Source organism: Pseudidiomarina indica, assembly GCF_900104245.1.
GTDB lineage: Bacteria > Pseudomonadota > Gammaproteobacteria > Enterobacterales > Alteromonadaceae > Pseudidiomarina > Pseudidiomarina indica.
This window is the reverse complement of the sequence record NZ_FMXN01000002.1, coordinates 291,472-312,671: the sequence shown is the minus strand read 5'-3', so window position 1 is coordinate 312,671 and position 21,200 is coordinate 291,472. Positions and strand designations below refer to the sequence as shown.

The following is a 21,200-nucleotide window of genomic DNA, read 5'->3' as shown; positions in this document are numbered from 1 at the left end:
GAAAGAAAACCTCCTCAACAGTAAGGGTGCGGATAGCGTTATGGATATTACTGAATTACTCAGTCATGCAGTGCATTCTAAGTCATCTGACTTGCATTTATCAGCAGAATCACCACCTATGATACGAATTGATGGTGACATTCATAAAATGAATAAGCCGGCACTGAGCCATGAGCAGGTGCAACACATGCTGCACAGTATTATGAATGAAAAGCAACGCAAGGAATATGAGGAAAACCTGGAATGTGACTTTTCCTATGAAGTTCCCGGGCTCGCTCGGTTTCGGGTTAACGCGTTTAATCAAAAACGCGGTGCGAGTGCGGCGTTCCGTACCATTCCAAGTGAGGTTTTGACGCTTGCGCAGTTGGCGGCTCCAGAAATATTTCAAACCATTGCGGATAGCCCTCGGGGCCTTGTGATTGTAACGGGGCCAACAGGGTCAGGGAAATCCACCACCTTGGCAGCCATGGTGGATTATTTGAATGAAACCAAGCATCAACATATTTTAACCATCGAAGACCCGATTGAGTTTGTGCATGAAAATAAGCTGAGTTTAGTGAACCAACGTGAAGTTCATCGTGATACGCATAGTTTTAAAAATGCATTGCGTTCGGCATTGCGGGAAGACCCTGATGTGATTCTGGTTGGCGAAATGCGTGATTTAGAAACCATACGCTTGGCTATGACAGCGGCAGAAACAGGGCACTTGGTATTCGGAACTTTGCACACCACTTCAGCACCAAAAACCATTGACCGAATCATTGATGTGTTTCCGGGCGATGAAAAATCAATGATTCGCTCCATGCTATCAGAATCCTTGCGTGCAGTGATTTCACAGGTATTGCTGAAAAAAATTGGCGGTGGGCGAGTCGCAGCTCATGAAATCATGGTGGCAACGCCGGCCATTCGGAACCTGATTCGAGAGGACAAAGTGGCGCAGATGTATTCCACCATTCAAACGGGCGCTATCCATGGGATGCAAACCTTAGATCAAAGCTTGGCGGCCTTAGTGCAAGCCGGAATTGTTGCTCCCGGTGAAGCCATGCTCAAAGCAGCAGACAAGGATTCATTCGTGGTTTAATTGCCACGGAATCCTGACTTTTACGGGGATCTCAGGTACACTGTGCGCCGTTTAATTCCACCGAAATTTGAGGCGGCGCATGCGTGTATTAGGCATTGAAACTTCTTGTGATGAAACTGGCATTGCTATTTACGACACCCAACGTGGGTTGTTGGCTCATCAGCTTTATTCGCAAGTAAAATTACATGCAGATTACGGTGGGGTGGTGCCCGAGCTTGCCTCACGTGACCACGTGCGTAAAACCCTTCCGTTAATCGAACAAGCCTTGCAAGAAGCACAATTGACTGCGCAGGAGATTGATGGGGTGGCCTACACCGCAGGGCCTGGTTTGATTGGAGCCTTATTAGTGGGCGCTTGCATCGGGCGTAGCCTCGCATTTGGGTGGGGAGTCCCCGCCGTTGCTGTGCATCATATGGAAGGTCATTTGCTGGCGCCCATGCTGGAAGAGAATCCACCGGCATTTCCGTTTGTGGCACTCCTAGTGTCAGGCGGACACACGCAACTCGTGCAAGTGGATGGTATCGGGCAGTATCAATTGCTGGGGGAATCCGTTGATGACGCCGCTGGTGAGGCCTTTGATAAAACCGCCAAGCTGATGGGCTTGGATTATCCTGGTGGACCACGATTGGCGCGGATGGCCGAATCAGGTGAACCGGGCCACTATAAATTCCCGCGGCCGATGACTGATCGGCCGGGCCTCGACTTTTCGTTTAGTGGATTAAAAACCTTTGCTGCCAATACGCTGGCGGCCACTGATGGTTCACCTCAACAGTTAGCAAACGTCGCTCGTGCGTTTCAAGATGCGGTGGTCGATACACTCTTGATTAAATGCCGTCGGGCGCTACAGCAAACCGGTTTGAAGCGGTTGGTGGTGGCCGGCGGAGTGAGTGCCAACCAACATCTCAGAGAAGAGTTACAGCGGTTGATGCAGCATATTGGTGGGGAAGTGTTTTTCCCACGGCCGGAGTTTTGTACGGATAATGGCGCAATGATTGCCTACGCAGGCGCCCAGCGTTTGGCGGCAGGGGAATCGACTGATATTGCCATTAAAACCTTTCCGCGCTGGCCGTTGAATCAATTGCAACCACCGGCTAATCCTCAGGAGGGTTAGACCGCCGCTGAAAGCGGGTTCGTTGTTCTTGCCCGGTGCGGAGTCGGGCAATATTCGCTTGATGGCGCCAAATAATCAGCACCGAGATCATGATAACCGATACGGTGTATTGCGGCTTGATCCAAAATGCATAAAACGGCGCTAAACTAACGGTAATGAGTGCTGCCATCGACGATACTCGGCTGATACGAAACACCACCAGCCAAGTGGCAATCAGTAACAATGCCATTTCCCAAGCAACCGGAAACATCGCCCCCAGCGCTGTTGCCACTGCTTTGCCACCCCGGAAATGAAAATATAGTGGGAAAATGTGACCTAAACAGGCCGCCACCGCAATGAGCCCTAAGAAAAATGGCTCAATGCCAAGAAAGTAACTGCCCCAGACGGGAATCATACCTTTCAGCACATCACACCATAAGGTTAGAATCGCCGGCACAGCACCGCCTATTCGATAGACGTTGGTGGCGCCGGGGTTATTGGAACCGGTGGTACGAGGGTCGGGTAATTTAAAAAGCCGACAGATCAAAACGGCGCTGCTGATAGAGCCAAATAAATACGCTGAAATGATTGCTAATAATATCAATGCGCCCATGGGTGTTGGTTACTCAATGGCAGATAAAATAGGCTCATGCAAATTGGGTAAAACTGCGTGTTTTACATTTGCATCTGGTTCGCTTTCCGTTACTATGCAAACCCATAGCATAAGTGCTTTGGCCTAGAATTTCTATTAATACGGACCACGAATGGATAAAGTTTTCATTGAAGGTTTGACGGTCGATGCGGTGATCGGGGTTTACGACTGGGAGCAGCAAGGAACGCAGCCGTTAATTCTTGATCTTGAAATGGCATGGGACAACCGGCCCGCCGCAGCCTCCGATCAATTAGAGTATGCGCTTGATTATGATGCGTTGAGTCAAGCCGTGATTGCGTTGATTCAAGCAACACCGCGCGCACTGATTGAAACCATTGCCGAAGAGGTCGCTCAGCTAGCGATTCAACAATTTGCCGTCCAGCAAATTCGGGTGAAAGTGGCCAAACCCCAAGCCATTACCGCAGCACGCCAAGCTGCTGTCGAAATTGTAAGGACGGCGGTGTGAGCAAAGTTTGGTTTGGGATTGGTAGTAATCGTGATCGTGCGCACAATGTTCGTGCCGGGGTGAAAGCTTTACACGACGCGTTTGCAGGCCCACAGACCCCACTCCATATTTCTCGTGTTTTTGAAAGTGAAGCGGTCGGCTTTGTCGGCCACTCCTTTTATAATCTTGTTGCCTGGGTTGAAACAACTGTTCCGCTCTTGGACGTGTTGGCTCGTTGCAAAGCCATTGAGCGGCAGCACGGACATGACAGTCGGGCACCTCGCTTTAGCCCACGAACCCTCGATATTGATATCTTGCTGTATGATGATGAGGTGTGTTCAACGCCAATTCAGTTACCGCGCGCTGAGATTTTGACCAATGCATTTGTGTTATGGCCTTTGGCTGAATTAAGTGCGGAGCAATGTCATCCGGTATTGAAGAAAACCTTTGCAGAACTATGGCAGAGCTATACCGGACAGCAACAGTTAGCTCCGATTGCCTTAGAATTTGAGTCGTTACCTTATTTAGTCTTCCCATCGAACGTTTAGAAGGAAACCAATTTGTGAGTATTTTTGAAGCAATTATTCTCGCATTAATTCAAGGATTGACAGAATTTCTTCCCATTTCGAGCTCTGCGCATCTTATTTTACCGTCTCAACTGCTGGGTTGGACCGATCAAGGGCTTGCTTTTGATGTTGCGGTTCATGTGGGAACATTGCTGGCGGTGATGCTGTATTTTCGACAAGAAATTGGCCAGTTGATAGTGGGCTGGCTCGGCAGTTTTAAAGGGCAACACAATGCCCATAGCCGTTTGGCGTGGTTGATTATTTGGGGAACCTTTCCTGCTGCTTTAGCTGGATTGTTGCTCAGTGGGTTGATCGAGGATTACGCTCGTTCCGCCTTGGTAATTGCAATCACCACCATTATTTTCGGTTTGTTATTGTGGTACGCCGATGCCCGTGCCACGCAACAACAAACCATTGAAAAGTTAACTTTACGACAGGTCCTGATTATTGGTGTGGCGCAGGCATTGGCGCTGATTCCTGGAACCTCACGCTCAGGAATTACCATGACGGCAGGGATGATGTTAGGGTTGACCAAAACGGATGCAGCACGCTTTAGTTTTTTATTATCCATCCCGATTATTCTGATGGCCGGCGGCTACTTGTCGCTCAAAACAACTCAACAGGTGGAACCCATTGCCTGGCTTCCGGTTGGAGTTGGCGTGCTTGCTTCGTTTATTGCGGCCTATCTATGTATCCATGCGTTCTTAAAAATCATTAGCCGCATGGGCATGTTGCCATTTGTTCTTTATCGTTTATTGCTTGGTATTGTTCTGCTGATCTGGTTTATCTAAGGACCAGTGTTGTTGAATGCACTGCAGCCGCTCAGCCAGCACGGCCTGATTGATTTCGGCACCCTGTAATGGGGTGCCTGCTTGGGCCGCCCGCTGCATCACCTCACGAGCCTGAATCGCCTTAGCGGCATCATAGGCCGCCTCAATCTGCTGGGTTAGAACCCTTGTCATACCGAGTAGTCGCCATAATTTTAAGAGTTGTGAAACGCGCTCTGGCTGGCGCCAGCCATCGAGTTTGCTGATTAGGTCAAACACCCACTGGGCATCGATTACCTGGGCGGGGGACCAACTCACTTGCAGGGCATCTAGGGCGATCACTTGATAGCGTTTGGGCACCCGCAAACGTTGGTGCAAGGCGTGTAATTGTTCTTCAGTGATGCGGGAACAACTCAGTGCCCAGGCATAGAGACTACGATCCTCAGCGCAGACCTCAGCGATGTGCTCCAAGCCTTGTTCATCAATGTTGTGCTCGAGTTCACTAAACCACGGCTGCATGGCTTGAACCTGATGGAGCAAACTCCAGTAGACTTGGGGGGAGGTCGTGGCCAAGGCCTTTTCAGTTTCTTGCCAAACGCGTTCTGCTGAAAGGTGAGCCAGTTCCCCGTTTTGACTTATCTGTTGCATCAGCGCAAGGGTTTCGGGAGCTACTTTAAAGCCATCACCGGCAAAGCGTGCAGCAAATCGAGCCACGCGCAAAATCCGCAAAGGGTCTTCAGTAAAAGCGGGGGAAATATGTCGTAACCACCGCTCCTGAAGATCATGAAGCCCGCCATAAGGGTCAATCAGTTCGCCCGATTCATCTTGGGCAATGGCATTGACGGTTAAATCGCGTCGAAACAAATCTTCTTCCAGTGTGACACTTGGGTCTGCAAACACAGTAAACCCGGTATAGCCTGCACCTGACTTGCGCTCGGTCCGAGCCAACGCATACTCTTCATTGGTTTGTGGGTGGAGAAATACCGGAAAGTCTTTCCCAACTTGGCGATACCCAAGGGCTAACATCTGCTCGGGAGTGGCACCAACGACCACATAGTCACGTTCGTGCACTGCTTTATGCAGCAGTTGATCACGCACGGCACCACCGACCAGATAGACTTTCATGCTCACTCCTATTATTTTATGGGATACGCCGAATGACTAGCAGCAATGCCAGTGACTCGATACACTGTCTCATACTATCACTACTAAAGCAGTCACGTTGCTATGTATCTTAACTATTTTGGACTACATACTGAGCCGTTTTCAATTGCGCCAGATCCACAATTCTTGTATTTAAGCGAGCGCCATCAAGAGGCCCTTGCCCACTTGAGCTATGGACTGCAAGGCAGTGGCGGGTTTATTTTGCTCACCGGTGAGGTGGGAACGGGGAAGACCACGGTGTCCCGTGCGCTCTTGGAGCAATTGTCTGAGCAAACACGCACCGCATTTATTTTGAATCCCATGCTCAATTCAGATGAGCTATTAGCGACCTTATGTGACGAATTTGGCATTCGTTATAACCGTCGCCAAGCCAGTGCCAAGCAATTGACGGATAAACTCAGTCAGTTTTTATTAGCCGCCCATGCCGAGGGGCAACAATGTGTGGTGCTGATTGATGAAGCGCAGCATTTGCAGCCGCAAGTGCTGGAACAGCTCCGTTTATTAACCAATCTAGAAACCAATCAGCATAAACTCCTACGGGTTATTTTGATTGGCCAGCCTGAGTTACAAGATTTATTACGGCGGCGTGAGTTACGCCAGCTCGCGCAACGAATCACCGCTCGATATCACCTTTTGCCGTTGCAGCTAGCGGATACTGAACGCTATATCAATTATCGCTTACAAGTGGCCGGAGCACAGCGGGGGTTATTTGAAACCGCGGCAATTCGAGCGTTGCATCGTGCCAGTGAAGGCATTCCACGGCGGTTGAACTTGTTGTGCGATCGGGCATTGTTGGCAGCTTTCAATGAGCAGCAACCCGTGGTGGCGGTGCGTCATGTGAAAATTGCTGTGTTGGAATTAGATGGGGGCGAAGTGCAACGTGCGGCCTCATCCAAATCTTGGCCACAGTATGTGTTGGTTGCACTCAGTGTCGCTTTATTGGGGGGCTTGGGACAATGGGGCTGGGCCCATTATCGGGCAGCAGCAGTTGCGCCTCCCCCCGCAGTGGTGGCAGCGCCGACGCCACATCCTATTGAGGCCCTTGCGGCGAGTTGGCGATTGCCTGCTCCACCAACCAACGAAGGGTTTTGTGAGTGGGTAGCGCAGTTTGAATTGCTCTGTGTTGAAGGTCGTGCACGGCTGGATCAGATTCTCAGCCCCCAACGTCCGGTATTGCTCCGCTTGGCGAATGACGAGCTGCAACTGCTAACGCATCTTCACCAGCAACCTCATGCTGCTTGGACCGGAGAGTTTGTCATGTTGATTCCATTCCCGCCTGGGTATAGTGCCACCGAGGCTGAGCAAGCAGGGTCTGTCTATCAAAGGTGGTTGGCGGAACAATTACAACCACAGGGGGCACCCAACTTGTCGACTCTCGCCGAGCAATTACGCCGAGTGCAGCAGCAGGCAAAGCTCCCTGTAACCGGTCAGTTAGATGGGCTCACACTCGCTTGGTTAACCGCCACTGAAGAGAGTGGTGGCCCACGGTTGCTTACTACCCAGCAAGGGGAGATGAACTAATGTCATCGGTCTTAAATGCATTAAAAAAACAGTCATCCCCCTTATTGCAAACACCTCATCCCGTCGCACTCGAATCGGCGCCAGCACGAGGGGGCAGTGGGCGTTGGTGGTTGCTGGTGCTGATCGGTGCGTTGATAATTGGGGTGCTGGGAGGGCGGTTGATAAGCCAAAGCGAACCCCAGCAAAGGATGCCTGAGGTTGTGCAGCCGGTTGCAGCAACGCAGGCGGCCCACTATTCATTAGGTACGATTGTTCCCATTCGGCAACCCATGTGGCCGAACCCCGTTGCTGAAACACCGGCCGTTGAAGGCGTGGAGATTGTGAGCCAAGCCCGTACGCAAGCCTCAGAATCCATCGTGAGCGACAATCAGGCGATTGATCTGAATCAAATATCACCGGAATTATTAAATGCGTTCGACGCCGCATTGAGTGAGCAAAGTGGCCAAAGCGTGATTCCCAAATTGGCTGAATTAAGCCTGAGCTTTCAACGGACTATTCCCAGTTTTAGTTATGATGGACACCAGTATTCTTCGCGGGAAGAGGCCCGTTGGGTGGTGCTGAATGGGATTCGGTTGCACGAAGGGGAAACCCTGCAAGGGCTGCGGGTGTTAGCCATTGGGCCAAGCCATGTCGTGCTGGCAAAAGATGCTCAAGCCTTCCAGCAATCTGCCCTAGATGACTGGACAAGGCCCTAACAAATCTGTTATTAAAACACCTGTTTAAATCTTTTGTTTGATTTCATGGTGAAATCAATCCAAGCACAAGAGGTGTTGTTATGGCAGAGTATCGTGTCCCTCGTGAAGATATGCAATTTGTTCTGCAAGATGTGTTTCAAGTGGATCAAGATTGGTCACAAAGTGATGAGCTTGCCGAGCTTGATTTGGAAACAGCGTTTGCCATTATTGATGAAGGTGCCAAGTTAGCAGAAACCTTGATTGCTCCTTTAGCGCGCGCTGCTGACGAAGAAGGGGTTTCGTATACCGATGGCCAAGTAACCACCCCGAAAGGCTATAAAGAAAACTTCCAACAGTTAGCTGCGGGCGGTTGGGTCGGTGTGACCGCCAATCCTGAATTTGGTGGCATGGGGTTACCCAAGAGTGTTTCTGCACAATACGAAGAAATGCTTTGTGCTGCCGATATTTCCTTTTCTCTTTATCCGGGCTTAACAGCAGGGGCCATCATGGCGCTTGACGAGCATGCGGATAGCACACTGAAATCGACCTATTTAGAAAACATGATCACCGGCCAATGGACGGGGTCAATGTGCTTAACCGAGCCCCATGCGGGAACCGATCTGGGCATGATTCGTACCAAAGCAATCCCTCAGGATGACGGCAGTTTTGCCATTTCAGGCACCAAAATATTTATTACCGCGGGTGAGCATGATTTGGCAGAGAATATTATCCATTTAGTGCTTGCGAAGCTCCCCGATGCACCTACCGGAAGTAGAGGGATTAGCCTGTTTTTAGTGCCCAAATTCTTAGTCAATGAAGATGGTTCACTGGGAGAGCACAATGGGGTTGTGTGCGGTTCCATCGAGCACAAGATGGGCATTCACGCCTCCGCCACTTGTGTGATGAACTTTGATGCTGCCAAAGGCTGGATGGTCGGCGAACCCAACCAAGGGTTAGCGGCCATGTTTACCATGATGAACTATGAGCGGCTTGGAGTGGGGATTCAAGGGTTAGGAGCAGCAACCCGGTCGTATCAAAATGCGTTGGAATATGCTCAAGAACGGATTCAAGGCCGTGGCGCGAAAGCCACTCGCGATACGAGCAAAGAAGCGGACCCTATTATTGTTCATGGCGACGTGCGCCGGATGCTACTGACGATGAAAGCCTTTGTTGAAGGGGGCAGAGCATTTTCAACGTATGTTGGCCAACAGCTTGACCGCGCTAAGTTTGCCAATGACCCAGCCATGCGAGAGCGGGGCACAGCGTTAGTACAATTACTGACGCCGGTTGCAAAAGCCTTTTTAACCGATACCGGGTTTGAAGCGACGGTATTGGGGCAACAAGTATTCGGCGGGCATGGTTTCATCCGCGAGTGGGGCCAAGAGCAACTGGTGCGGGATACGCGCATTGCGCAAATCTATGAAGGCACCAATGGTATCCAAGCACTGGATTTACTGGGGCGTAAAGTGGCCGGCTCTCGTGGGGAGTTATTAAAACCATTATTGGAAGATATTCAAACCTTACTGGCTGAACCATTGGCTGGCTTTGAAAAGGAATATCAACAACTTGCTGAAGCAACACAATTGGTTGGTGAGGTGACAAAATCAGTACTCACTCGGGTTGCAGAGGATGAAAATATCATCAGCAGTGTGGCGGTGGAATATCTCCACTTGGTGGGCTATGTGACCTTTGGTTATCTGTGGTTGCGGATGGCGAAAGCAGCAGCTCCGTTGGTGGCTGAGAAGCCGTATTTGGCAAGTAAAGCGAAGACTGCGAAGTTTTATATGGCGCGGATTTTGCCTCGGATTCACAGCCTAGCGGCAGTAATCAAAGACGGCAGTTCCAGTCTGTATTTACATGAAGTGGGCGACTTTTAGTCGCCCACCCAATGTCATGATGGCAGTGCCTTGTTATCCCTAGTCGCCTAGCGATAACAAGGTTGCGTTACCGCCCACAGCGGTGACGTTATTGGTTCGTGTCTTTTCCGTCACAAAGCGTGTGAGGTACAATGGACCACCCGCTTTTGGACCGGTTCCTGATAACCCGCGGCCACCGAATGGTTGAACGCCAACCACTGCGCCTACTTGGTTACGGTTAATGTACACGTTCCCAACTTCAACGCGACGCGCAATATCTTCAGCAAAGCTTTCGTTCCGGCTGTGAATACCGAAGGTTAAGCCAAAGCCAGTGCTGTTGATGCTGTCGATAATCTGATCCAGCTCGCTCGTTTTGTAGCGAATGATATGCAGAATCGGGCCAAAGTTTTCTTTCACCAACTGTGCAATATTGTCAATTTCAATGGCTGTTGGTGGTACAAACGTCCCATTGTTGGTGTATTCAGGCATGGGAGCTTGTGCAATCAAGGTACCAACTTGCAAGATATCATTGATATGTTGCTCAAGGTTACTCTTCGCAGCACCATCAATCACAGGGCCCACATCAGTTTCGTGCAAAATAGGGTCACCCACTTTCAGCTCTGCCATGGCGCCTTTAAGCAAATCGATGACACGCTCGGCGATGTCTTCTTGTACAAAAAGAACCCGTAACGCTGAACAACGTTGACCTGCACTCTTGAAAGCACTCGCAACAATGTCAGTCACGGCTTGCTCAGGCAAGGCGGTTGAATCGACTAACATCGCGTTTTGGCCACCGGTTTCTGCCACTAATGGGACAATCGCCCCTGACCGAGCAGCCAGTGCGCGGTTGATTGCTTTAGCAGTATAAGTAGAGCCGGTAAAGCAAACGCCACCGATGTCTTCTTGCGAAACTAGGAAGTTACCAACTTCAGCACCACTGCCAGGAATAAAGTGCAAGACATCTGCAGGAATGCCTGCTTCGTGTGCTAATTGCACCGCACGGAAAGCAATTAAACCGGTTTGCTCCGCTGGCTTGGCAATCACACAGTTTCCAGCCACCAATGCTGCAACCACTTGGCCTAAGAAAATGGCCAGAGGGAAGTTCCATGGGCTAATGCACACGAACGTACCGCGGCCTTCGGTAAACAGATCGTTGGTTTCACCGGTAGGGCCAGGTAACGGGACTGCTGCTCCCATCAGCTGACGCGCTTGCTGAGCGTAATAACGACAGAAGTCAATGGCTTCACGCAGCTCATCAATACCGTCTTGCAAGCTCTTACCGGCTTCAAGAGAACATAAAGCAATCAGTTCTTCACGGTTTTCTTGTAACAAATCAGCTAGCTTCTCAAGTGCGACAGCGCGCTCTTCAACCGGGGTATCACGCCATTTAGGGAAAGCCGCATTGGCAATGCCTAAGGCTTTTTCTGCTAAGGCTTTATCACCCCAGGCGATAGAACCGACTTGGTGCGTGTTATTTTGTGGACTGTGAATGGCCACTTGATGATGGGCATCGATCACTTCGCCATTAATAATTGGGCCGCCTTGCCACTGCTTGTGGCGGTATTGTTGAACGGCAGTAATAAAGTCATCAGCTTGTGAGTGAATGTTCATATTCAGTCCTAACGAGTTCTTCCGATCGGTAAAAATTTGGGTCGGTAAAGGAATTTTATGGTTCGCAAAATTATCATGCTTCAGCATGGTGGTGATTGGATGCTCCGTCAGCTCAGCGATGGGCGTTTCAGGGTCCACCAGCTTATGCACGAACGAGGAGTTGGCACCATTCTCAAGTAAACGACGAACCAGGTACGGGAGCAGATCTTTGTGTGCTCCTACCGGCGCATAAATACGAACCGTGGTGTTCGGTGCTTGTTCCAGCAAGGTATCGTAGAGGTCTTCGCCCATGCCATGGAGACGTTGGAACTCGATCCGACGTTGGTATTTTTGGTTGAGGTCACGAATCGCGACCACGGTTTGCGCGTTGTGCGTTGCAAACTGAGGATAAATAGCACCATCAGTCGCTGGGCTCATCAGGTAATGCGCACAAGCCAAGTAGGAAACGTCCGTATTGGCCTTCCGAGTATACACTGGGTAGCCTGCTAAACCGTTCACCTGACACCATTTGATTTCGCTATCCCAATAGGCACCTTTCACTAATCGCACTGGAATTTCGTCGCCGCACTCACGGGCCAATGCGGTAATCCAGCAAAGGACTGGAAGTGCACGCTTGGAGTAGGCTTGGACCACTAAACCAAAGCGTGGCCAGCCTTGGCAGACACCACTGCGATAGACTTTTTCGAAAAGCTCGAGGGACAGTTCCAACCGATCCATTTCTTCCGCGTCAATACTGACACCGACATCCGCTTCTTTTGCGAGCTTCACCAATTCCGTGAGGCTGTCTGCAAGTTCCGTCAGAACCCGCTCACGGTTAGCCACTTCATAACGAGGGTGAATGGCGGACAGTTTGATCGAAATTGTGGGCCGCGGAACGTCCGGGTTATTGAACGTGGTGGCACTGATTTTCTTGATCGAATTGACGTAGTCGGCATGATAGCGACGCGCGTCAGCCATGGTTAACGCGGCTTCACCCAACATGTCATAAGAGTGGGTATAGCCTTTGTCGCGGTTTGCAACACTATTTTTAAGTGCTTCTTCAATGGTACGCCCCAGGACGAACTGGGTGCCCATGATGCGCATTGCAACGTAGGTCGCTTTACGAACCACTGGCAAACTGAGACGACGAATTAACCGTTTGAAGGTCCCGCGTGGGGTCTCCATCGGCTTGCCGTGAGGGTTAATAATCGAGTTGGTTAAAGCCAGGCTCCATGTACCACTGTTGACCAGCCATGAGCTACTTTGACCCATGTGCTTCTGCCATTCACCACCGGACAAGCGGTCTTGAATGAGGGCATCTGCTGTTTCCTTATCAGGGATTCGCAGCAGTGCTTCAGCCAAGCACATTAAGATGATCCCTTCCTTGGTATCCAAACTATATTCTTGTAAAAATGCATCAATCCCACTGTTATCAGCACGATCGCGCACTTTCTGCACTAATTTAGCAGTTGCGTCAGTGACTGAATTAATGGTCGTCTTTAGTTGTGGAACTAATGGTAAAAGCTCGCGTAAATAAGCGTCTTCGTCAACTAAATAGTTGGCAGTAATTGCTTGTTGGAGTCGACCAAGGTCGGCGCCGGTATACTGAGCCGCAAGTACTTCACTCGCTTTAAACATAGCATCTCCTGTTGGACTCAGCCCAAGGCTGGGGGTGACAATCTTTTCGCGCGCAAGTATATGCCATTTTAACCGCGCGTAAAGCATACTAGAGCAGTTTTTTTGCTAGAAAATTTATTGCCGCCAAGGTGCATTTTTTAGGGGAAACTGTCAAGCCATTTCAGTTGACCAGCATGGTTCCTGCGAGTACCGTATGAAACAAGTAAAATCAATAAGTAGAGTGTGATTTGTGAGTCGAGAAATTGAACTGAAGTTGCTGGTGGAACCGGCACAAAAAGAGGCTGTTTTAGCGCTGTGTCAACAACTGGCGGGAAACGCCCCAACGGTGATGGTGTTAGCGAACAGTTATTTTGACACTCCCGACCTACAATTACGCCACTTTGATATCGGTTTACGGATTCGCCAACGGGAACAGCAGCGCGAACAAACCGTGAAGCTGGCGGGCGAAGTGACCGCAGGAATTCATTCACGCCCCGAATACAACTGCGATATCACGGCAGATACGCCCGACTTAACCTTGTTCGATGACAGTATTTGGCCGACACAGTTTCCGCTGGCGACGATTCAAGCACAGTTACAATGTTTGTTTCAAACAAACTTTACGCGTCACCGCTGGCAACTTCCAAGTGGGCAAGGCTGTATTGAGTTAGTGTTTGACGAAGGTTGGGTGATTGCTGGGGCTCGACAGCAACAAATTTGCGAAATCGAATTAGAGGTGCAAGGCGGCGAATTAACCGATGCGTTGCGTACCGCACGGGTGTTTATGACAGCCGTAGGAGCGCAGCTGGGTAGTTTGAGTAAAGCGGCGCGCGGCTATCTATTGGCAGGATTATCACAGTTGCAACCGCTCGCGCCGTTGCGCTGCTCCACGCATTTTATGCAACGGCATCCACCCAGTGGAATTTATCAGGGTGTGGCGACTGCGCTGAACCATTGGCAGCACCATGATACCTGTTTACGTGAAGCACCCAGTGAGGTTGCACTGCAAGGAGTTGCGACTGGGCTGGAGTGGTGTGCTCATAGCGTACAGTTATTGGGCTCCTTGGATACTCAGCTCCTGCCGTTGGGACAAAGATTAGCTCATTATCAACACCAGTTTGCACAGTTGGCGGCAAGGCAAGATGTGGCCGGCGCGGTACAGCTACGGGGCGCACTTGATTATCAACTGATTCTGTTGGATGTTGCCGCACTGCTTCAGCAACCACCCGATGAAAGGCTGCAACGGGCTTATGTGGTACAAATTAGTGAATTTGTTGAGCGAGTGCTGACCCAACAAACCACAGGGGTGCAATGGTGTGATGGCAACGTGCAACTCCCTGCGTCCACCACCTATGGCAATGAACTGCGACAGCAATTGGCTCAGTGTCAGAATGAACAGCAGGCGCAACTGCTATTGCGTCACGTGCGGCAGCGTTGGTACGCCACCTTAGCCGCTGCTGATTTATTACAGCAATTATCGCTTACCGACATGCTGGAACACTTAACGGCCACAGCCGACGCCTTGATTGAAGAAGCACTGGCGTGGCTTTACCCTCGTTATTGTGAGCGGTATGGCACCCCCCGCACAGAATGTGGCTCGGCCATGCCGTTATGGGTGATTGGCATGGGGAAGTTGGGGGGACGTGAGCTCAACTTTTCGTCGGATATTGATGTGATCTTTTGCTATCCCGAGCAAGGGGTTTCAGATCATGAACGGCGCCCGTTGGAGAATTCCGTCTTTTTCACACGATTAGCGCAAGGGTTGGTTGGGCTACTGGACACCATCACCGCTGATGGCCGGGTGTTTCGAGTCGACTTACGGCTGCGGCCTTTTGGGCAATCCGGTCCCTTGGTCGCGAGCTTATCGGCATTGGAATCCTATTACCAAGAGCAGGGCCGTGACTGGGAGCGCTATGCCATGGTGAAAGCCCGGTTAATTGGGGCCGACCGAGCCATGCAACAACCCTTACAGCAGTTGCTACGCCCCTTTGTATACCGCCGTTATATTGATTTTTCGGCCATTGATGCCTTGCGAAAAATGAAGAGTTTAATCACCCAAGAAACTCGGCGCCAAGGGTATGAATGGAATATCAAATTAGGCCCCGGTGGCATCCGAGAAATTGAATTCATTGCGCAAGCCTTTCAGCTTATTCGCGGTGGCCAGCAGCGTCAGTTGCAAACCCACTCCCTGTATCAGGCGTACCAAGCACTCGCGGAACAGGGGCTGCTCGCACCCGAGGCGGTTCAGGAGCTACTCGATTGTTATCAGGTACTACGAAAAATCGAACATGTGTTACAGCAACTGAACGATGAACAAACCCAGCAACTGCCTACGGACCCTCAATTACAGCGCCGTGTGAGTTTGGCGCTTCACCAGCCCTGGCCGGCAGTGGAACGTTTGGTCAAAGCAACCATGGCCACCGTGCATCAACATTTTATGCAAGTGATTGGTCAGCCCGACGAACGCGATGAAGAAGCGGGGGCTTATCAGCTGCTATGGCAGGATATGGTGGAGGATGAAACAGCGCTAGCGGTGCTTATGGAAAGTAACGTGGCTGCCCCTGAGGCGGAGCAAATTTGGCAAACCATTCGGCAATTGCGGGCAGAAGTACGCCGGCGTAGCTCGGGGCCACGCGGGCGGCAGGCCATGGCTCGGTTAGTTCCTTTGTTGTTGGAAGAGTTAATGCAATTGGAACAACCCGAGCAAGTGGTGATGCGAGTGGTGCATGTGTTGCAAAAAATTATGACGCGGACTGCTTATGTGGAACTTTTGGTAGAAAATCAGGGAGCACGGCAGCAGCTCATCAAATTATGTCAGGCCAGTGCGTGGCTCACCAAGCAACTGGCTCAATATCCGCTGTTATTGGATGAGTTAATCGATCCTCAGCATCTGTATGATTTACCTCAACTGACCGACTACCCCGCACAGCTTGATGAATATTTAATGCGATTGCCAGAACAAGAGTTGGAGCTGCAGATGGATGCCTTGCGTCAAGCTCGCCAAGTGCTGCAATTGAAAATCGCTGCCGCCGATATCAGTGGTGGCTTACCGCTGATGAAAGTCAGTGATCATTTAAGTTATCTGGCGGAGGCGATGATCGCCAAAGTGGTTCATTTAGCTTGGCATCAATTGACCGAACGGCACGGCCAGCCACCTGGCCGAGATGCAAATAATATGGGGTTTGCGGTATTCGCTTACGGGAAGTTAGGGGGATTAGAGCTGAGCTATAGCTCCGATCTCGATTTGGTGTTTATTACAGATTCCGACTACCAAGGTGAAACCGATGGGGTGAAACCTATCGAAGTTCAGCAGTTTTACTTACGTCTCGCCCAGCGCATTCTTCATTTATTTACGGCGCGTACCATGATTGGCAGTTTGTATGATGTGGATATGCGGTTACGCCCCTCGGGGAATGCCGGGCTGCTGGTCACGCGACTAACCACCTTTGCCAGCTACTTAACAGAAGATGCTTGGACTTGGGAGTTGCAAGCCTTGGTGCGGGCCCGTGCTATTTTTGGCCACCCCGATTTAGTGAATGCCTTGGCAGCATTACGGGTTGACCAGTTATGTCAGCGGCGTGATGAGGAAACATTGCAACAAGAAGTGATTACGATGCGCGATAAAATGAGAAGCCACCAAGCTTCCCATGACCCTTCCAGTGACGAGCATGTGAAGCAAGCGAAAGGGGGCATGACGGATTTGGAGTTTCTCGTGCAGTATTTGGTGTTGCGATTTGCCAAGGAGTATCCAAGTCTCACCCAGTACAGTGATAATGTGCGGATTTTGGAGCAATGTGCGGGCAATGGTTTATTCAGCGAGGCTCAAGCTCAGCAACTGATCGATGCGTATTTAGCCGAGCGAGAAGTCGCTCATCAGCTGGCGCTCGAAAATGCCGGCAAGGTGGGGGACGACCATCTGGCGATGCACCGCCAAGCCGTGCAACAAGCTTGGCGGGTCTGGTTGGGCGATCATTCTGCCTGATATAAATCAGGATCGTCTTTATTCGGACGGGTTTTGAAGCGGCGGTGAATCCACATGTATTGTTCGGGTTTTTGCAAAATTGCAAATTCGATCATGCGATTCACCCGCGTGACATCGGCCACATCATCCCCGGTGGGGAAGTTGTCAAAAGCCGGGTAAAACGTCATGTCATAACCACGGCCATCGTCACGGCGGAAACAAGTGACCGGTACGACTGAACAGTTGGCATTGTTCGCAAACAGCAAAGTACCGGTGGTGGTACTGGCTTGCTCAACAGCAAACAACGGTGCGAACACCGTCCGTTTACGGCCGTAGTCTTGGTCAGGCAAATAGCCCGCGATGTCACCTCGATTCAGTGCTTCTAACATGCTGCGCACGTCGGTACGAGGAATCAGATATTTATTGGAGCGGCCACGGCCACGAGTTTGTAAAAACTCCATGACAGCATTGTTGTGAGGGCGATAAAGCCCTACAGCTGGCTGTACAAACCCATTCATCCGCGCATGCACTTCGAGACTTAAAAAGTGAAACAGCAGCAACAGCACCCCTTTGCCATCACGTTGCGCGGCAACTAAATGTTCAGTTCCGTGCACATGAAGCTTGCGGCGGATACGCCAATCAGGCCACCACCAGGCCATGCCTGTTTCAAAGAAGGCGATGCCGGTATTTTCAAGGTTCTTTTTGACCAATGATTCAATTTCATTGGCGTCTTTCTCTGGAAAGCACAATTCGAGATTGCGCCGAGCAATGTGCGCGCGGCGGGGAACGAAACGGTAAAACAATCGACCTAAGGCGCGTCCCATTCCTAGTTGCCAACGATGTGGCAACCAAGAAATGGTATACAGAACACCGACACTAAGCCACGTCAGCCAGTATTTCGGCAATAAGAAACGTGGCTCAAAGCGCGGTTTTTCAACTATTTTCATGAATTAAGCTGGCATTAATTGCAATAAGATCTTGTTCACTGATTTGACCTGAAGCTTGTTTCAGCGTGAGGTACTGACGGATGTAACCGTAACGAGCTTTCGATAAGTTACGACGCGCGTTGTAAAGGTTACGGGTGCTGTCTAATACGTCAACGATGGTCCGGGTACCAACTTCGAAACCTGTTTGTGTTGCTTTCAGCGCACTTTCTGCAGAAACAACGGCTTGCTCAAAGGCACGGATACTGGCTTGTGACGCCACCACATCATAGTACGCGTTACGCACTTGGCGCTCGACGCTACGACGCACACCTTCCAGCTCTTGACTTGATGCAACGTAGAATTCACGTGCTTGATCAACTTCTGCTGAGGTACGGAACCCAGAGAAAATTGGCACGTTCAAGTTCAACCCAATAGAGTTTGAATCCATTCGTGGCATATCAATTTTATTGCCGCGCGCTGTGGTTGTGGTATCACGCGTTGAGTAAGAACCTGATAACGAAACGGTCGGTAAGTGACCATTACGAGCGAGATCGATTTGATGCTCGGCAATTTCAACAGCAACCCGCTGCACAATCAATTGCAGGTTTTTATCTTCGGCAACTTTAACCCACTGAGTGGCATCTGCTGGCGTTGGAGCTTCTGGTGAGAATGAGTCGGTGTTCAAGCTCGCCAAACTCTCATGGTAGCGACCGGTAATTTCGCGCAGTGATTCCTGGGCGATTTCTACGGCGTTACGCGCTTGAATTTCAGCTGCGACTGAGGTGTCGTACTGAGCTTGCGCTTCATGCACGTCAGTGATGGCCGTTAGCCCGACGGAGAAACGTTGTTTGGTTTGCTCAAGCTGGCGCTCAATGGCATTTTTCTCAGCCGTTGCAAAGGCTAAGTCATCTTGCCGCTCTAACACGGTGAAGTAAGCGTTTACCACGCGCAGCATGAGTTGTTGGCGGGTGCTTAAATAGTTAACTTCAGCCTGATACGCTTGTTTTTCGCTCAGCTCAGCACGGTCCCAAACGTTCATATCAAAAATAGTTTGGCTTAGGTTGACGCCGGCGTTCCAGCCACGGTTTTCGCTATCAATGACAATAAAGCTTTGGGCAACAGAATCATAGGTTGCACTTTCAGATTCACTGCGAGAATACCCGGCAGATAAGTTTAATTGAGGCCAAAACGCTGCTTTGGAAATATCGACGCCTTTTTGCGCTGCACGGCGTTGTGCATCGACTTGTTGTAAGGTTGGGTCATTCTGCAATGCAAGTTGGAACACTTGCGCTAAATCATCGGCATAGGCCACGCTTGCAGATGCGCTAAGAGTCAGGCCTACTAATACGGATAGTACGTGCTTTTTCATGGATTGGGTGTCCTAATTATTTGAAAGCATCATCTTGCCAAAAAATTGGCTGCTATTTTACATACACTCGTGAATGTTTACTAGTTTACTTTGTTATTGCGCCAAATGCATGGGGATAGTTGCAACAGAATCGCTTCAAGTGTAACTAATTATGTGCTAAATCGACGTAGAATTACAATCATTCTGGGCCGCATTCGCGTTCAAACGAATACCTCAGTCGTTAAATAACGAGTAAAGGTTTACTGTGCAAAAATATTGTCAAAAAGATGTCAGGATTCTTACGGAAAAATCAGTCCGTGATGGTTTTTTATCCATTCATCAGGTAACCCTACAACACCGACTATTTGCCGGTGGGTGGTCGCCCGTATTTCAACGCGAAGTCATGGAACGTGGCAACGCGGTGGTGGTGGTGCCTTATGATCCTGTGAAAGATACCTTGGTGGTGCTGGAACAGTTTCGGATAGGTGCGATGAAGGGGGAGGAATCCCCTTGGTTGCTTGAGTTCGTGGCAGGGATGTACGATAGTGTGCACGAATCAGCCGAACAAGTTGCCCACCGCGAGTTAGCTGAAGAAGCCGGCCTGACCACGACACAGCTCCATTATGCCTTGAATTATCTATCCACGCCCGGTGGATGTACCGAGCGCATGACTATTTTTGTTGCGTTGGTAGACAGCGATAGTGCTGCAACCCACGGTGGGTTAGCCAGTGAACATGAAGATATTCGTGTGCATGTGGTACCCTTTACAGAAGCAGTCCAGTTACTTGAGCGTGGAAAAATTAATAATGCAGCGAGTGTCATTGGGTTACAATGGCTGCAACTGCATAAACATCGATTTAAACAAGCATGACAACCGACGTCGTTCGTAAACGTTATCAATTTGACCTTGCCGCAATGCAACGGATTGCGGCGCTGAACTATGCTGCCTTGCAACCATGGTTGGAAGAGCTTGATGCGGACCAACCCTGGGAGCTGAGCTTAGGCCCGCAGCTGCGTTTTACTGTGCGGCTCATGCAACAAGCCCCATTTACAACGGCCATTCGAATTCAACAACATCGATTTTCTCAGCAATTGCCAGGCTTAAAAGAAGCGCAGTTAGATGTTCGTTTGTATCATGATGCTCGTTTGGCTGAAGTGGTTGCTTGTCAGGGCGTCTCGCAATTGCAAGCGCGCTACGAAATTCCGAATCCACAGATGTTTCATGTCAATGAAAAGCATCAAGTGAATCTGTTTTTGCGAGATTGGATTCAATTAATTCGTACCCATGGTCTCCAGGAGGTATAGGTGCTACTTTATTTACATGGATTTGAAAGTTCACCCGCAAGCCCGAAAATCAGTCAACTGCGCGACTACTTGAGTCATCAAACCGGTGCTTCCGAGCTGCTCCTTGCGCCACAGCAGCCTCCTCGAATGGTCGCGAATAAAAAATTATTGGATGATCTCATTGCAACGCAGCCTATCACGGCGGTGATGGGGAGTTCATTGGGCGGCTTTTGGACGCACTATGTGGTGAGTCAATTGGCGGCGCAACAGCGTCCGGTGCGCGGAGTGTTGATTAATCCCGCCGTAGTGCCCCAGCGGTTGATGCCAGAGCAGGGCGAAGTCGCGCGCATTCATCCTCATACTCAAGCAGCATACCAGCTGAATCAGCAGGATCGGGAAGCACTCCAACAGGCGGAAGCACAGTTGTCGAACGAGGTTGAACTCCTGGTGTTATTACAAGCTGGGGATGAGCAGCTGGATTACCGCGAGGCGCGTGATTATTACCGCCAGCAACGCATGATTATTGAACAAGGCGGCGATCATAGTTTTGTTGATTTACCGCGCTATCTACCTGCGGCGCTTGAGTTTCTAAATATCCTGTAAGAGTATAAGAGTATTCGAATGATAACAATTCCGTGCAACACGAGATCATAACACG

17 protein-coding genes are annotated in these 21,200 nt (G+C 50.2%); 12 read left to right on the top strand and 5 right to left on the bottom strand.

The genetic code is table 11. From position 1 onward, the window contains the following. The first annotated feature begins 40 nt into the window (after positions 1-40). Together BLP64_RS03135 and tsaD are read left to right on the top strand one after the other, a co-directional pair. Positions 41-1,081: a type IV pilus twitching motility protein PilT gene (locus BLP64_RS03135; RefSeq protein ID WP_092591648.1), complete on the top strand. Its 1,041-nt coding sequence runs from the start codon at positions 41-43 to the stop codon at positions 1,079-1,081. 79 nt (positions 1,082-1,160) lie between these two features. Beyond that, on the top strand, positions 1,161-2,192 hold the full coding sequence (tsaD, locus tag BLP64_RS03130; RefSeq protein WP_092591646.1) for a tRNA (adenosine(37)-N6)-threonylcarbamoyltransferase complex transferase subunit TsaD: 1,032 nt from the start codon (positions 1,161-1,163) through the stop codon (positions 2,190-2,192). On the opposite strand, the gene plsY is transcribed toward tsaD, so the two are convergent. Next, positions 2,173-2,784, bottom strand: a complete 612-nt coding sequence (gene plsY / locus BLP64_RS03125) for a glycerol-3-phosphate 1-O-acyltransferase PlsY (protein ID WP_092591644.1) — start codon at positions 2,782-2,784, stop codon at positions 2,173-2,175. The genes tsaD and plsY overlap by 20 nt on opposite strands. Before the next feature lie 151 nt (positions 2,785-2,935). Between plsY and folB the strand changes: the two genes are divergently transcribed. From folB to BLP64_RS03110, 3 genes are read left to right on the top strand one after another with little or no spacing between them, the layout of a single operon-like run. Continuing rightward, positions 2,936-3,289 (top strand): dihydroneopterin aldolase, encoded by a 354-nt coding sequence (gene folB, locus BLP64_RS03120; RefSeq protein WP_092591642.1) that lies wholly within the window; start codon positions 2,936-2,938, stop codon positions 3,287-3,289. Further along, a complete protein-coding gene (gene folK / locus BLP64_RS03115) occupies positions 3,286-3,816 on the top strand; it encodes a 2-amino-4-hydroxy-6-hydroxymethyldihydropteridine diphosphokinase (RefSeq protein ID WP_092591640.1) in 531 nt (176 codons plus the stop codon). Before folB ends, folK begins: the two co-directional genes overlap by 4 nt. Before the next feature lie 14 nt (positions 3,817-3,830). Then, entirely contained in the window at positions 3,831-4,625 is a 795-nt protein-coding gene (locus BLP64_RS03110) for an undecaprenyl-diphosphate phosphatase (protein ID WP_092591638.1), read from the top strand. Here the strand turns inward: BLP64_RS03110 and BLP64_RS10970 are convergent. Then, a complete protein-coding gene (locus BLP64_RS10970) occupies positions 4,587-5,726 on the bottom strand; it encodes a tRNA nucleotidyltransferase/poly(A) polymerase-related protein (protein ID WP_092591636.1) in 1,140 nt (379 codons plus the stop codon). The two genes, BLP64_RS03110 and BLP64_RS10970, sit on opposite strands and share 39 nt — an antisense overlap. Before the next feature lie 102 nt (positions 5,727-5,828). Here BLP64_RS10970 and BLP64_RS03100 point away from each other — a divergent pair, with 102 nt between their 5' ends. The 3 genes from BLP64_RS03100 to BLP64_RS03090 all read left to right on the top strand — a co-directional run bounded on the left by BLP64_RS03100 (position 5,829) and on the right by BLP64_RS03090 (position 9,837). Further along, the gene (locus tag BLP64_RS03100; protein WP_092591634.1) at positions 5,829-7,286 is read left to right on the top strand and encodes an ExeA family protein; all 1,458 of its coding nucleotides are present in this window, start codon (positions 5,829-5,831) and stop codon (positions 7,284-7,286) included. Beyond that, positions 7,286-7,981, top strand: coding sequence for a general secretion pathway protein GspB (locus BLP64_RS03095; protein WP_092591633.1), 696 nt, complete (start codon positions 7,286-7,288; stop codon positions 7,979-7,981). The genes BLP64_RS03100 and BLP64_RS03095 overlap by 1 nt, the downstream gene beginning before the upstream one ends. 80 nt (positions 7,982-8,061) lie before the next feature. Next, positions 8,062-9,837 (top strand): acyl-CoA dehydrogenase C-terminal domain-containing protein, encoded by a 1,776-nt coding sequence (locus BLP64_RS03090; RefSeq protein ID WP_092591631.1) that lies wholly within the window; start codon positions 8,062-8,064, stop codon positions 9,835-9,837. A 39-nt stretch (positions 9,838-9,876) separates the two neighbouring features. On the opposite strand, the gene putA is transcribed toward BLP64_RS03090, so the two are convergent. Continuing rightward, positions 9,877-13,044, bottom strand: a complete 3,168-nt coding sequence (gene putA / locus BLP64_RS03085) for a bifunctional proline dehydrogenase/L-glutamate gamma-semialdehyde dehydrogenase PutA (RefSeq protein ID WP_092591629.1) — start codon at positions 13,042-13,044, stop codon at positions 9,877-9,879. Between the two features lie 229 nt (positions 13,045-13,273). Between putA and glnE the strand changes: the two genes are divergently transcribed. Next, complete coding sequence (gene glnE / locus BLP64_RS03080) at positions 13,274-17,005, top strand: bifunctional [glutamate--ammonia ligase]-adenylyl-L-tyrosine phosphorylase/[glutamate--ammonia-ligase] adenylyltransferase (protein WP_092591627.1); 3,732 nt, start codon at positions 13,274-13,276, stop codon at positions 17,003-17,005. On the opposite strand, the gene lpxL is transcribed toward glnE, so the two are convergent. Together lpxL and tolC are read right to left on the bottom strand one after the other, a co-directional pair. Next, positions 16,993-17,925, bottom strand: a complete 933-nt coding sequence (gene lpxL / locus BLP64_RS03075) for an LpxL/LpxP family Kdo(2)-lipid IV(A) lauroyl/palmitoleoyl acyltransferase (RefSeq protein WP_092591722.1) — start codon at positions 17,923-17,925, stop codon at positions 16,993-16,995. The genes glnE and lpxL overlap by 13 nt on opposite strands. Next, positions 17,918-19,279: an outer membrane channel protein TolC gene (gene tolC / locus BLP64_RS03070; RefSeq protein WP_092591625.1), complete on the bottom strand. Its 1,362-nt coding sequence runs from the start codon at positions 19,277-19,279 to the stop codon at positions 17,918-17,920. The genes lpxL and tolC overlap by 8 nt, the downstream gene beginning before the upstream one ends. A gap of 244 nt (positions 19,280-19,523) precedes the next feature. Between tolC and BLP64_RS03065 the strand changes: the two genes are divergently transcribed. The 3 genes from BLP64_RS03065 to BLP64_RS03055 are packed head-to-tail and all read left to right on the top strand — an operon-like array spanning position 19,524 to position 21,145. After that, positions 19,524-20,129: an NUDIX domain-containing protein gene (locus BLP64_RS03065; protein ID WP_092591623.1), complete on the top strand. Its 606-nt coding sequence runs from the start codon at positions 19,524-19,526 to the stop codon at positions 20,127-20,129. Further along, the gene (locus tag BLP64_RS03060; protein WP_092591621.1) at positions 20,126-20,563 is read left to right on the top strand and encodes a DUF1249 domain-containing protein; all 438 of its coding nucleotides are present in this window, start codon (positions 20,126-20,128) and stop codon (positions 20,561-20,563) included. Before BLP64_RS03065 ends, BLP64_RS03060 begins: the two co-directional genes overlap by 4 nt. Then, complete coding sequence (locus tag BLP64_RS03055) at positions 20,564-21,145, top strand: YqiA/YcfP family alpha/beta fold hydrolase (RefSeq protein ID WP_092591619.1); 582 nt, start codon at positions 20,564-20,566, stop codon at positions 21,143-21,145. Positions 21,146-21,200 lie beyond the last annotated feature (55 nt).